At 38.9% G+C, this 14,463-nt stretch carries 11 protein-coding genes; 3 read left to right on the top strand and 8 right to left on the bottom strand.

All coding sequences use genetic code 11. The features are described 5' to 3' along the window. Positions 1–2: 2 nt before the first annotated feature. The 8 genes from coaE to IW510_RS07715 form a co-directional block, all read right to left on the bottom strand. Positions 3–596, bottom strand: a complete 594-nt coding sequence (gene coaE / locus IW510_RS07750; RefSeq protein ID WP_202058338.1) for a dephospho-CoA kinase — start codon at positions 594–596, stop codon at positions 3–5. Next, complete coding sequence (gene mutM, locus IW510_RS07745; protein WP_202058337.1) at positions 593–1,438, bottom strand: DNA-formamidopyrimidine glycosylase; 846 nt, start codon at positions 1,436–1,438, stop codon at positions 593–595. Before mutM ends, coaE begins: the two co-directional genes overlap by 4 nt. A gap of 135 nt (positions 1,439–1,573) precedes the next feature. Continuing rightward, positions 1,574–4,219 carry a DNA polymerase I gene (gene polA / locus IW510_RS07740; RefSeq protein WP_202058336.1) on the bottom strand — a complete coding sequence of 882 codons (2,646 nt, stop codon included), beginning with the start codon at positions 4,217–4,219 and terminating at the stop codon, positions 1,574–1,576. An 882-nt stretch (positions 4,220–5,101) separates the two neighbouring features. Next, the gene (locus IW510_RS07735; RefSeq protein WP_202058335.1) at positions 5,102–5,812 is read right to left on the bottom strand and encodes a HEAT repeat domain-containing protein; all 711 of its coding nucleotides are present in this window, start codon (positions 5,810–5,812) and stop codon (positions 5,102–5,104) included. A 21-nt stretch (positions 5,813–5,833) separates the two neighbouring features. After that, on the bottom strand, positions 5,834–6,745 hold the full coding sequence (locus IW510_RS07730; protein WP_202058334.1) for an aldo/keto reductase: 912 nt from the start codon (positions 6,743–6,745) through the stop codon (positions 5,834–5,836). Positions 6,746–6,808: 63 nt separating this feature from the next. Further along, on the bottom strand, positions 6,809–8,281 hold the full coding sequence (locus IW510_RS07725) for a helix-turn-helix domain-containing protein (RefSeq protein ID WP_202058333.1): 1,473 nt from the start codon (positions 8,279–8,281) through the stop codon (positions 6,809–6,811). Positions 8,282–8,505: 224 nt separating this feature from the next. Continuing rightward, positions 8,506–10,614, bottom strand: coding sequence for a heavy metal translocating P-type ATPase (locus IW510_RS07720; protein WP_330932632.1), 2,109 nt, complete (start codon positions 10,612–10,614; stop codon positions 8,506–8,508). Between the two features lie 105 nt (positions 10,615–10,719). Further along, positions 10,720–11,283: a hypothetical protein gene (locus tag IW510_RS07715; RefSeq protein WP_202058332.1), complete on the bottom strand. Its 564-nt coding sequence runs from the start codon at positions 11,281–11,283 to the stop codon at positions 10,720–10,722. A gap of 245 nt (positions 11,284–11,528) precedes the next feature. Here IW510_RS07715 and IW510_RS07710 point away from each other — a divergent pair, with 245 nt between their 5' ends. From IW510_RS07710 to IW510_RS07700, 3 genes are all read left to right on the top strand, one after another. Continuing rightward, the gene (locus IW510_RS07710; RefSeq protein WP_202058331.1) at positions 11,529–12,137 is read left to right on the top strand and encodes a helix-turn-helix domain-containing protein; all 609 of its coding nucleotides are present in this window, start codon (positions 11,529–11,531) and stop codon (positions 12,135–12,137) included. Between the two features lie 267 nt (positions 12,138–12,404). Continuing rightward, the gene (locus IW510_RS07705) at positions 12,405–13,718 is read left to right on the top strand and encodes a murein hydrolase activator EnvC family protein (RefSeq protein ID WP_202058330.1); all 1,314 of its coding nucleotides are present in this window, start codon (positions 12,405–12,407) and stop codon (positions 13,716–13,718) included. 190 nt (positions 13,719–13,908) lie between these two features. Further along, the gene (locus tag IW510_RS07700) at positions 13,909–14,361 is read left to right on the top strand and encodes a GNAT family N-acetyltransferase (RefSeq protein WP_202058329.1); all 453 of its coding nucleotides are present in this window, start codon (positions 13,909–13,911) and stop codon (positions 14,359–14,361) included. The last annotated feature ends 102 nt before the right edge of the window (positions 14,362–14,463 follow it).

Raw genomic sequence — 14,463 nt, 5'->3', positions numbered from 1 at the left:
GGTTAATAATACGTTCCTTCTAACCATTCATGAATCTGTTTTTCAAGCTCTGCCACTGTTCCTTGATTATCGAATACAACATCTGCTTTATTTTTTTTCATTTCGATTGATTCCTGACTCTTCACTCGCTGCTGTGCCTCATCTTCTGTTAGATGGTTACGCTTCATCAGCCGTTCAACCTGCAGCTTTTCCGGAATATAAACAACGGCTACCTGATCCACATGGCGCTCATAGCCCTGCTCATAAAGCAATGGAATATCTGCAATCACTAAATCACTTGTCTTTTTTGCCGCTTGAATATCTCCTACAATTTTTTCTTCCAAAAAAGGAGCCAGTAGTTGATTCAGCGCTGTCCTCTTCTGGTCATCAGAAAAAATCAGCTGTCCTAAAGCTTTCCGATTTAGCGTGCCGTCTGAGTTTAGTATGTTCTTGCCAAAATAAGCAACAATTGCTGCCAAACCAGGTGTTCCAGGCTCTACTACTTCGCGTGCAATTAAATCAGAATCCACCACAGGATAACCAGCCTTTCGAAACACTTCAACTGCTGTACTCTTTCCCGTCGCAATACTGCCTGTCAGTCCTAATACAAGAGTCATTTGCTTCTCCTCGCTTTCACTCTTTGACAATTCGGACAAAAATGCGTTCCTCGCTGAGCGACCTTAATTTTCTGAATAGGTGTACCGCAGCGGAGACATGGTTCTCCCGTTTGACCATACGCATGAAGCGATATTTGAAATTTTCCTGCCTCTCCCAATGCATTTAAATAGCTGCGAATCGTAGTTCCCCCTGCTTCAACAGCACGAGCTAGTACATCAATAATTGCTTGATAAAGAAGCTCTGTTTCCTTTTTGGTCAGCGTATTTGCCGGCTGCTCCGGATGAATTTTCGCCTCCCACAGTGCTTCATCCACATAGATATTTCCTAATCCTGTAACTAGCTTCTGGTCCAACAAAAGTGGCTTGATTGCCTTATGATGCTTTTTCAGTCCCGCTTGGAAAGGCTTCAGTAAAAACTTTTCCGGAACTGGCTCCGGTCCCAATGACAAAATTCCTTTGTAGTCATTAGATGTATCTTTTTCAACCAGTACCATTCGCCCAAACTTTCGCACATCTAAATAACGTAACTCTGTATCATCAGTAAATGCAAAACGGACATGGGTATGCTTCATCACTGGATCATTTTTCGATTCATGGAACTCATACTTTCCTTCCATTCGCAGATGAGAGACCATATCAAAATCTGTTAGCTTAAAAATCAAAAACTTTCCTCGTCGTTCCATTTTTTCAATTGTCTGCCCAACTAGAGATAACTCGAATAGTTCCTTTTCAGGCTGCTCGATGATTCTTCCCCATAACACTTCTACAGCAGCAATTTCTTTCCCGACAACTAGTTTTTCCAGCCCTTTACGAACTGTTTCTACTTCTGGTAATTCCGGCATATTTACGCCTCCAATCTATGCTCTTTTTCATTTTCCTATACGTTAATTATACAAGGTAATAGTACAAAATGGGACATTAGCCGAATCGCTAACATCCCACTTCACTCATCCACTTATTTCCGTTGTACCGACAGCCTATTTTGCTTCATACCATGTTTTGCCCCAGCTGCTATCTGTAATCAGCGGAACATGAAGGCTTACAGCATTTTCCATTTCTTCTCTAACAATTTCTTTCAACGTATCCAATTCCTTTTCAGGTACCTCAAAAACCAACTCATCATGAACCTGTAAAAGCATGGTTGCTTCAAGCTTTTCTTTCTTCAATCGCTCTGCCATGTTAATCATTGCAAGCTTCAAAATATCTGCTGCACTTCCTTGAATCGGTGTGTTGATTGCTGTTCGCTCAGCGAATGAACGAAGATTGAAATTGCGTGAATTGATGTCATTCAAGTAACGTCTGCGATGGTAAAGAGTCTCTACATAGCCCTTGTCCTTCGCTTCACGTACAATATCTTCCATATATTTTTTAACACCCGGATATTTTTCGAAATAGGTATCGATATATTGCTGCGCCTGCTTACGAGTAATCCCCAAATTCTGCGACAGTCCATAATCGCTGATTCCATATACTATTCCGAAATTTACAGCCTTCGCTTGACGACGCATATTCGGTGTCACATCTTCTGCTTTCTCCAAGCCAAATACACGCATCGCTGTGCTGGCATGGATATCCTGTCCTTCAATAAAGGCCTGTTTCAGATGTTCGTCGTCTGAAATATGCGCCAATACTCTCAACTCAATCTGAGAATAGTCAGAAGAAAAAATTAGCCAGTTTTCCGCTCTTGGAATAAACGCTTGACGAATCTTTCGTCCCTCATCTAAACGAATAGGGATATTCTGTAAATTCGGATCGACAGAACTTAAACGACCTGTCTGCGTAAGTGTCTGGACATAACGAGTATGGATTTTTTCGTCCGGCTGAATAACCTTCAGCAAGCCTTCAATATAGGTTGATTGAATTTTTGCAATTTGTCGATAGGTCAAAATATCTTCAACAATCGGTGCCTGCTCTTTCAACTGTTCCAAGACATCAACAGCTGTTGAGTATCCCGTTTTCGTCTTTTTGATAACAGGAAGGCCCATTTTTTCGAATAAAATTACACCAAGCTGTTTCGGAGAATTCAAGTTAAATTCTTCTCCTGCTTCTGCATAAATTTTCTGTTCGATTTCTGTTAATCGTTCGGAGAATTCAAGACCCATTTCTCTCAAGCGCTGAGCATCTACACGTATCCCTGTAATCTCCATATCACCTAAAATCTTGGATAACGGCAGCTCCATCTTATAGAAAAGGTCTGCCTGATTTTTTTCTGTTAACTCTTCATCCAGTTTTTCAGAAAGAATATTGATTGCCTGTACCTTTCTTGCAAGATGGCTAAAGAATTTCTCTTCATCTTCAGGCAAGCCTTTTTTTGCGCCCTTGCCATAGATTGCTTCATCGGATTGAATATCTGTATAGCCGTAATGCTGTGCCACGCCTTCAATATCCGCACTATTGTCATTGGTATCGAGTAGATAAGCTGCAAGCAACACGTCGAAAACTACGCCCTGCATTTTTCCCGTATAACGATTCAATGCCACATATGTCCGTTTCATATCATATACTTTTTTCTTGTAGCTATCAGATAATAACCAATTTACAAATGCAGGGGTTTCAAACAATGCCAAATCATTTGTTGTATAAATTTTCTTATCATTGCCCCATGCAACCCCAACGATAGGAGAGGTATGATAATTGTCTTCCAGCATTTCTACGTAAAGTGCCATGTCGTCAGTAAACATATCTTCAGTAAATTCATGCACCACATCAAAATGAATATCTTCCATTGGCTGAACTTCTTCTTCTATATTCAGCTTGCTTAAAAATTGCTTGAACTCCATTTCCTTATAGAAAGGTACAAGCTTTTCCAAGTCTTTTCCTTCATATTTCAGGCTGTCTATATCAACCTCAACCGGTGCATTTATTTCTATTGTTGCCAAACGTTTTGATAAGAAGGCATTTTCTTTATCATTAATCAGATTTTCTTTCATCTTGCTTTTCTTCATGTCGTCAATGTGCTCGTAAACACCTTCAACAGAGCCATATTCTTTCAAAAGCTTGATTGCTGTTTTCTCTCCAATTTTGGTTACACCTGGAATGTTATCAGAAGTATCTCCAGCCAAGCCCTTCATATCAATAATTTGCAATGGTGTAAGACCATCATATTTCTCTGCAACATATTCAGGTGTGTACGATTCAATATCACTGACACCCTTCACCGTGATGTCAACCTTCACCGTTTCGGTTGCAAGTTGAGTCAAATCTCGGTCTCCCGAAAGAACAACCACATCAAACTCTTCCTTTGGTACTTTATTTGCCAAAGTACCAATGATATCATCTGCTTCGTAATTTTCCAGTTCGTAATATTGAACACCCAGTCCCGTTAACAATTCACGAATATAAGGCATCTGCTCTTTGAATTCACCAGGTGTTTTCGAGCGTCCAGCCTTGTATTCTGCATAAAATTCCGTTCTGAAAGTAGTTTTTCCTGCATCGAATGCAACCAGCACGTGGGTCGGTTGTTCTTTTGTCATCACGTTTTCAAACATGTTGTTAAAGGCATAAATAGCATTAGTATGCAGCCCATTTTTATTCTTAAAACGCTCTAAAGAATTGTGCAAAGCAAAAAATGCTCGAAAAGCCACGCTATTTCCATCTACTAATAATAATTTGTTTTTTGCCATTTGTGCTCTCCTTTTTTATGTTGAGGAAATCATTCAAGTCATTGACTGATTTCTTCATTTTTGTGGTCCGATGTCCAGTTCCCTAGTATTCTTGATAAAAGGGAAATGGCTCTCCTTTGATATATTGAGGAATGTAGTCAAGTAATTGTCTACTTTCTTCATTTTTGTGGTCCGGTAGCCAAGCGATCTAGGCTTAATGCTTTGCGACGAGGATCGCAGTGATACGAGAACCGTAGGAGCACATTTCCATACTCTAAAATTCTTGGTAAAAGGGAAATGGCTCTCCTTTGATATATTGAGGAAATCATTCAAGTCATTGAACCATTTCTTCATTATTGTGTCCTGATATTTGGCTCCCTAGAAAATTTGGATGTATTATTTCTGTTATCCTTACTCAAAAAGAAAATGAAGAACAGCTAACTCTTTTATCGAACACTTTTTATACAAACCTCATTATTCTATTGATTTTTCTTTATAAAAGTTGTATCTATATTTTCTATTACAGAACTGTATACTGTACCATTTTAACAAATATTGAGAGAAATTGCAGTAAGAAGCGTTCCATCTTAGAAAACATTTGTTCTCTTGTTCCCCCTAAAAAATTTTATTAGCAATGCCTTGTAGAACCCACCTACACAATAAGGTCTTCTTCCAGTCGTTTGGGATTAACTAAAACAAAAAAAGAATCTCTTCAGCCCACACACTAGCTGAAGAGATTCTTTTTGACGACCGTTTCAGTTTAGGAGGACTGAATGGGTCATTGGAGTTTACACAAATGAAATTCACACTTAATTTCAATTTCTTATTTGATTACATTCTACTGCCAAAATTTGAATTTTTTGTGACTGAAACTTTTTCATTCTGTAAACTTTTGACGCTCAATCAATGTTTTTTACAAATAACAAGCGTTCTTTTCAATTCTCGTTGAATCGCTTCTTGAGGAAACTCTAAAGCTACATCAGATAAGATTTTATCTACGTATCTATATGGAAAAACAGAACTAAAAATAACGAACTTCCATACAAATAACAAGTTATTCTTATATTGTTCGTAATAGCCCCTTGCCTCTTCATAGTTTTCCACTGTCTGCAGCTCAGGATGATTGAAAATTAAATAGCCCAACCCTTCGAGTATTTCCGGTGCATATTCTTCCTGTGATAAATTTTTCAGCAACGTGTCTGCTATCGATGCCTCCATACGTCCAATTGTACGAGCAATAAGACCTCTTGGAAGCGGGTAAGATTTCTTTTTGGAAGTTTTCGCTTCTTCTATGGAACGATATTGATTATTTCCAAGATAAGTTATATATGGAATCATCGCAGAAACTGTCTCACTGTCTCCCTTAGTCAAAGCATCACAAATCTCTATGCGTGTGTACAGCTTTTTCTCAATGCACAATTGTTCAAGCAATTTTTGAGCGGTCTCTTTTTGGAGAATGTAATACTTTCCTAATGCTCGAGCTGCCATTGAACGTTGAACGGGATCTGAATTATTTAGTTGGTTGAATAATCCTTCTCTTCCAATTGAATTATTAAGAATCATTTCTTTCGGTAAATATCCCCGAGAAGAAAGCTGCTCTTGTGAAGATTTCATGTGTGTCTCCAGTCTTGATTTCTACGGTAAAATATTGCCCGCCGCTAAATAAATCGCATACCAATCTTCACGACTCAATACAACCTCTGATGCTTTTGCTATTTCTTCGATTCGACCAAGATTCATTGTGCCGGCGATTACCTGCATATTCGCTGGATGTCTCAAAATCCAAGCAGTTGCTAAACCTGTCGGAGTTGTATTGTATTTTTCAGCAATCTCTTCCATTTTCTTATTAAGCTCAGGGAATTTCTCGTTGCCGATAAATACACCTTCAAAAAAGCCATATTGATAGGGTGACCATGCTTGGATTGTCATTTGCTTCAATCGGGAATAATCAAGAACACTGCCATCATGGTCAAAGCTTCCTGTATCTGTCATATTTACATGAATCCCTTGGTCAACCATCTCTGTATGCTTGATACCAAACTGCAATTGATTTGCAACTAGCGGTTGTTTAACAGCTGTTTTCAGCAATTCAATCTGCATCGGCTTTTGATTACTTACACCAAAGTATTTCACTTTCCCTTGCTGCTCCAGTTGATCAAATGCTGCCGCAACCTCTTCCGGCTCAACCAAAGTATCTGGACGGTGAAGCAACAACGCATCTACATAATCAATCCCCAGTCGTTTTAGACTTTCTTCAACCGATTCAATGATGTGCTCTTTAGAGAAATCAAACATCCCTTTACGAATCCCGCACTTGGTTTGAATAATAATGTCATCTCTGGAAATACTACTGTCTTTCAATGCCTTCCCAAAAATTGTTTCACATTCACCACCACCATATATATCTGCGTGATCAAAAAAATCAATACCTTGAGCAAATGCGGTCTCCAATACACGTTGCGGATCCTCTGCATTGTTCATCCGCATACATCCTAAAATAACTGAAGCTGCACTTAAATCACTTGTACCAAACTGAATTTTTTTCATCGAAAAGCCTCCCATTCATTAATACATCTATTTTAGCACAATTTACTGAAAGGGTTTTAATTTTTAATCTGATAATATTCGCTCTAGCTGTTTCAGTACAGTATCCTCTTGTAATTGCGTAATCATCAATACCGGACAATTAATTTCTTGCTCAATAAAAAACGGATGAATAGATGTAGTCAAAATTACACTGGCATTTTTATATTCACTGTAAATCTTCCCTTCAACAAACCGAATATTCTTCCTATTCCTGAAATGAGCAGATATCGCCTTAACCAAATACCGTCTCTGTTCAGGGCCCCAATCCAGAACAAGATAAATATTTTTTGGTGGCTCCAGCAATACTGGTGAAAGCATCTCGGAAAAAATGAAAAAGTATCGAAAGAATAGCTGGGCTTTTGTCATTCGTTGAAAATGCACATTCTCCTTCAAGGTTTTTCGAAATCCTTTATTTAGTTTATAAAACAGCACTGGGTATGTAGTAAGCAGCTGCTTAAATAATGAAATATCTTCATACAATAAAAAATGCGTCAGTTCATAGTAGAGATGGAAGCTTAACAATGAAGTATATACATGCTTATCAAATAGAAACTCCTGCTCCTTAAAACTATTCTTTAGCAATTGCGCACCATAAGCAGCTTGAATATAAGCTGTCGTTCTATTTAGATAATTTTCATAAATGAACTTTTCTTTTAGTCCCTGACTGAAATTTTCGGAAAATTTTGATTGGACCATGAGAAATAAATACATATATTCCTCTGCTGAAAGCTTTCCCTTGCCTCCTGCTTTTAGCTGTGCCGTCAAAGATGAATAAAGCGTACTATTCAGACAGTAGTTCTTCAAAGGTTCACTGACTGCTGCCGTTTTCCTTCTGTTCACACGGATTTGTTGAATCAAGATAAGCGAAGACAACTGCTGTTCCTGCAAATAATTGAGCCTCATGTGAAAAAACAGAATAATTTTACGAGAAAGCCGCTCAGCCTCCTCTCGTTCGGAAGAAAAGGAAATCATGTCTTTGTCCATATGATAGGAACACACCTGATGAAACTGGTGGATAAAGACTCTTAGTTGAATCTCATCCCCTATCAGCTCAAGTGTATTCCGTCTCAAAGTCAGTCGAAGAGGTTGAAGCCATCGTCTTATTTTCGTCAACCTCTTTTTCACCTGAGGCTCACTCTCGCCCAAGTACATTGAAAGCTCCCTAGTAGTAAAGGATGAATGAATCACCTTATCAAGAATCATTGTTTCGGGTGCTCTTTGAATCAGACAAGTACGAAGTCTTTCTAAATACCACGGGTTCTCCATTTCCAAACTTAACGTGTCTCTCTTGTGAACAGATAAAATTAACTGCTGTTTTAAATGGTACTCACCAATCAGCTGTTGCAATTTGCCAACATATTTCACAGCTGTTTTGACATGTACTGCTAGTTCATCAGCAAGCTTCTTAAGTGACAGTTCTTTTGATTGTTTTTGAAGAGACTTCAGTATTTCCAACATTTTTCTTGTTTCAAAATCTAATATTTCTGTTATATCCATAAAAATCCTCACATTTTGATTAGTCGTTTCTCAATATAAATTACTCTATTTTCCCATTTTTCTATTTTTTTAAATAAAAAATGAGCGCGAGACCAACTATTAGTCTCACGCTTCATCATTATGCCAATAAAGAACGCCTTACTCCTCTTTACTTAAAGCCAATATTTGTACAGAGGTTCTAGCTCCTACAACATGTAAACAAACTGCTTACCAATTGAGGAAACTCACTCGCCTTTTACCCGTAGAGTCATGGCATTTGATGCTACAATAATTGTGCTCAGTGACATTAAAACGGCTCCAACAGCAGGATTCAATATAAAGCCTATAGGTGCAAGTATCCCAGCTGCCAATGGAATGGCAAAAATATTATAGCCTGCCCCCCACCATAGATTTTGAACCATTTTTCTTCTGGTCTGTTTGGCAAGATCCAAGAATCTTATGATGTCCATCGGGTCACTGTCAGCTAAAACAACATCGGCTGAGTCAATCGCAACATCTGTTCCTGCACCGATTGCTACACCGATTGTCGCACGTGCAAGACTGGGTGCATCATTAATCCCATCTCCCACCATCATTACTTTTTCATTTTTTGATAGGTATTCTTTGATTTTTTCTTCCTTATTTTCCGGTAACAACTCACTATAGAATTCATCAATGCCTAGATATTCAGCCACTGCAGTTGCTGCAGTTCGATTGTCTCCTGTCAACATAACTGGAATTATTTCCTGCTTCTTCAGTTCAGTAATAAACGCCTTTGCCTGCGGTTTTATTTTGTCACCTAAGGCAAGCAACGCTATAAGCTCGTCTTCAATAATCAAATAACTGAGTGTATTTCCCTGTTGTAAATATTTCTCTTTTCGATTCTCTTCTACATGCAATGACAAGCGGCTAACTTCTTTTTCGTTGATAATTTTCACTTGTTTACTGTTAACTGTTCCAACCAAGCCAATTCCGGAAAGGCTTTGAAGCGATTCAGCCTTGTAAGGAGCTATCTGCTGGGACTCAAGATAATTCATGATTCCCAAAGCCAACGGATGATTTGCGCCTGCTTCCAAAGCCCCGATATACTTAAGAACTTCAGTCTTATCATATGTGTTGTTGAACAACTCCAAACCGGAAACTGTAAATTTCCCTTCTGTTAATGTCCCTGTTTTATCAAGCAATACATAACGAAGATTTTCAGTTTGTTCCATCGCGTTCCTATTCTTTATCAACAAGCCATGTCTGGCGGCAATGGATGTAGACCGCGCAATAACCAACGGGATAGCCAACCCTAGCGCATGGGGACAGGCAATGATAAATACTGTGACCATCCGCTCAAAAGCCATACTCAAATCCCCTGTTACTATAAGCCACAAAACAAAGGAGCCCAAACCTACAGCTAACGCAATATAAAAGAGCCAACGAGCCACTTTATCCGAAAGTGATTCAAGCTTGGATTTATCCGACTGCGCTTGTTGGACTAACTGCATCACCTTAGACAAATAGCCAGATTCGCCAACACCGGTTACTTCTATCTCAAGGGTTCCGCTCCCATTGATTGCACCGCCAATAACTGTATCCCCTTTTTGTTTCATGACCATTTTGGACTCTCCGGTTACCATTGACTCATCAACCGAAGTGGAACCAGAGAGAATTTTTCCATCTGCCGGAATTTTATCTCCTGAACGAACAATCAAATGATCCTGTTCCTTCACTTCGTTCATCGGTATCTCTACCTCTTCACCAGCAGCGGATAGTTTCCTTACGGTATCCGGCAAAAGAGCGGCCATCTTATCCAGCGCATCTCCGGCATTTGAAATAGCATTCATTTCCAACCAATGGCCTAAGAGCATGATGACAATCAATGTTGCCAACTCCCAGAAAAAGTCCATAGTGTGCTGATGTGGCGATATATGATTCACAACAAACGCATAGAGGCTATAAACATAGGCAACTGTTATCCCCATAGAAATCAAGGTCATCATTGCAGGCGCCTTTTGCTGAAGCTCCATTTTTGCACCTGATAAAAAGGGCTGTCCACCATAAAAAAATAAAATACTAGCCAAAACAAGAACGACCCAATCAGAGCCGGGAAATGTAAATTGAAAGGGCAAGTCTACCCCCATCATGGGTGACAAAAAAATGATAGGAATTGCCAAAATAAGTGATAACCAAAATTTTTTCTTAAAATTACCCATATGCATCGAATGATCCATGCCCTCCATGGCATGACCATGCGAGTGGTCGTGCATTGAATGATTGTGGTCCTCCATAGAATGATCGTCCATGTTATGGGTCATCTTCATTTCTTCATGTGTTTCATGTGCTGTATGCATCTCATCTTTTTTCATAGTAAGCCATCCTTCCTGAAGTCTTGATTTGAAAGACTTTTCTCACTCAATTACAGAATAGCATAAGTTTATATTCCTTCACACTAATTGACTTTCAAATTCCTTTCATTCTCTGATGCAAGAGCGCAGTTGCCAAAGCAGTCGCTTTTTCAGATAATCAGAAAGTCGAACAATCTTTTTACTCCAATAATACACTGGATAAAATGGTTTTGACACGGCTTGTTCAATCTCGTTGCACATTTGCTCGATGACTTTTCGATCCTTTTTGTATTTCTTTCTGAATCCACCTGTAACGCCATAAAATATCTCAAATCCACTATCCGGCTTTGACTCAGAAGGGGAAGTTTTCAATAAATGATTTCTTTTCTTTCTCATACTGCACAAAAGCTGTTCTCTTATGAAATCATCGGCTATTTTCTGAATAATCAATGAACAAAACCGGCTATATTCCACCTTTACCAGATGCTTATATACACCACAAGCGTGATTCATCCCTCTATAAAAAACATGTGCACTGAATAACCTATTTACTACCTTTTCGTATTGTTGAATATACAGATCGAAAATAATTGTGTCCGCACTATTTAACGGCATCCGTTGTGATAGCTCATTTAATACTCTATAAACCTGTTGCCTGTTTCTTTCTTCAATTACCATTATTTTTTTCATAGCTCCTCCTATAATGCATGAATTTCGGTAAACTAATTCTAATAAAAACACTCTTTACTATGCTGGTTTATCATATCCTAATGAGTAGGCAACAAGTAAATGAATGAATTTCGGTAAACCAATCATATCATTCTTCAAAAAGAAACTCAAGATGAAAATGAATAAAAAACGGGATGAATGTACGGTGAAAATATGGTATATTAGAATAAAAGAAGGAAATTACTTGAGGTAAGGAGGTTGTTTCTGTGCCTATTAATCTAATTGAGACCGGAAACCGTATTAAACACATTCGAAAAAAACACAATTATTCTATGGCAGCCTTTGCCAAGCTGGTAGGAAACTCCAGTGCCAGTACAGTAAACAATTGGGAGAAAGGAAATAACCTTCCCAAAGCCGATCGTCTAGAAAAAATTGCCATCTTGGGTAACACGAGCTCTGATTGGATTAAGTACGGGAATTTCAAAGACTACATACAGAATCTATTGAATGATTCCACTGCAGTTTCAGCACTCTCAAATGAAGAGCTGGATCAATTAACTAATCATCTCCTAAAAAAGGCAATCTCTTATGAAGATGATCTCAGAATCCTGCAAGAAGCACAGAGACTGCTGCCTCATTTATTTAATCGACCATACAGCGAAGAAATGCGGCAACCACAATCATTGATTGCAGAAACAGAACCTGATTACCTGGTTGAGCGAGAGAATGGTTATCGTAATCATTTACTGCCTTTGATTGATAAACTATCTGATAAACCCAGCAGCTTTGAGCTTTTGACAACCGCTGCGTATCTCCTTATAGAAGAAGATATAGAAACGATTGCATTCCTTGAGAGAAAAAAGACGAAGAAATAAATGATTTAGCCATTTTAATAGGATAGAATCTATAAATGGCTGCTCCCCTTCCCTTACAGTATTTGTTTATACGGATTTTTAAGTTCTAATGTCATATGTTACAATTGTATTTTCTCTTTGCGTTCTGATTAAAAAAAGGTAAAGAAGATTCTTTTTTTCTTAATCTATTGTATACTTATATGTAGGTTTCATTCATCATTATCTAATAATGGATAAGCTATTATAAAAGAGAAAAACTATTTAACGATAAAAAGTGAGGATTATGGTTTGAAGAAAAAATTAATTTTGACACTTTCATTTGTTCTATTACTTGGGAGCACACCAGTTGCTGCCCTAGCAGAAACAATTGATGAAAAAATCGAAGCACAAAATCAAAAAATTAATGAAATCATCAGCACGCAAGAAGAGGCTCAGGCTTATAAAAGCGAGCTGGAAGCTGAAATCAGTGAACTCGAAGAAGAATATAATACTGTACTAAGCGAAAAGCAAACAGTCGAACAAGAAATCAATGACTTGACTACAGAAATTGCAACACTCGAAACAAAAATAGAAAAACGCAATGAACAGTTGGATGCACAGGCTCGTGCGACTCAAACCGGACAAGATACCTCTATCCTTTCTGTTATGCTGAATGCGACATCTATTTCCGACGCAATTTCAAAAATATTGGCAGTCAATACAATTGTCAGTGCCAATAACGAAATTATCGAAGCACAGCAAGCAGATAAACAGGAGCTGAATACCTTAAAGGATTCTTTGATAGAGCAGGCAACTGTTTTAGAAGAAAAAACAGCCGCGCTTGCCGAGCAAGAAGAACAATTGGCTCAAGCAAAGCTTGACCAAGATGTAAAATTAAACGAGCTGGCAGCTAGTCTTGCTGAAGAAACCGCTGAGAAAGAACAATTTGAGCAACAAAAAGCGGAAGCAGAAAGAAAACGCCAAGAAGAACTAAAAGCAATTGAAGAAAGAAAACAAAAAATGGCTGAAGCACAAGCATTGGCTGAAAAAGAAGAAAAAGAACGTTTAGCACAGGAAGCGGCTGCGGCGGCTGAAGCGGCAAAAGAAGAAATTGCTGAAGCAGAAGTGACACCAGCTGAAACAACAGATGTGGAAGCAGACACTGAGGATGCTGTATCCGTTCCTGAAAGCTCAATACCTACGCCTGAAACACCTGCAGATACAAGTAGCGGCTGGGGATTGCCTGTCAGCAATGTTATTGTAACAAGCGGCTACGGTTATCGCGAAGATCCAACCGGTATTTCCGGGAATTTCCACAATGGGATTGATTTTGGGGGAAGCTCCTCTACTGTTATCATGGCTGTCAAATCAGGAACAGTCGTTGAAGCCAGCTATGACGGAATGTCTGGCAACTACGTGATTATTAATCATGGAGATGGTTACTACTCTTTATATGCCCATTTGAGTAGCGCAACAGTGAGCGCCGGTCAAACTGTCGGTAAAGGACAGCAAGTTGGCTTCATGGGGACAACAGGAAACTCTACCGGTGTCCATCTTCACTTTGGTATTTCAACCGGACTATGGTCTGGATTCGTAAATCCAGCACCGCTTCTAGGTATCTAAATAGTCAAGAGACACACCAGCTGAATCAATTGGGACTCATCCGATTGCTTCAGCTGGTTTTTATTGCTATAGAAGATAAACACTTATTCGGCATTCTTCAAACTGAACAAGCAACCCATTTCTTGATTAATCAGCCGTTAAACGAAGAAATATGAAGATTACTATAAAAAGTCTAAGAGAGGTATTAATTATGCTATACTGCCAACCAGCTCAAAAAGAGAATTACGATTCACTCATCGAGCTCTGGGAACGCTCTGTTGATGCTACACATGATTTTCTAAAGCATGAACATAAGCAAATCATAAAGACAAATCTACCCACCTATTTTGAACTTGTCGATGTTCTTATCTGGTATGACTCCACGGAAAAAATCGTCGGTTTCTCCGGAACTAACGAAGAACACCTAGAGATGCTATTTCTCGACCCCGCCTTCTATCGGCAAGGCTATGGAACTGAAATCCTTTGTTCACTAGCCAAGAAACAAGTCATTCTTTCTGTCGATGTAAACAAGCAAAATACCCAAGCCCTTCACTTCTATCAAAAAAATGGTTTCGAGGTCATTCGAGAATCTCTAATTGATGGGCAAGGCTATCCCTATCCTATTTTGCATATGAGAAAGAGAAGTAATTATCCACCCGCATAGCGGGTGGCTTTTTAATAGCCCTAGAAGGGCTCATTACTTGCTGCTCCCTTCAAGGGAGCTTTTTAAGAGACCGCCAACCGCTATCTCTCTATTTTTTTCTAG

The sequence above is a fragment of the Enterococcus sp. BWR-S5 genome, from assembly GCF_016745255.1.
Classification (GTDB): Bacteria; Bacillota; Bacilli; order Lactobacillales; family Enterococcaceae; genus Enterococcus_L.
Note: the sequence above shows the minus strand (reverse complement) of the source record. Positions and strands in the feature narration are given on the sequence as shown.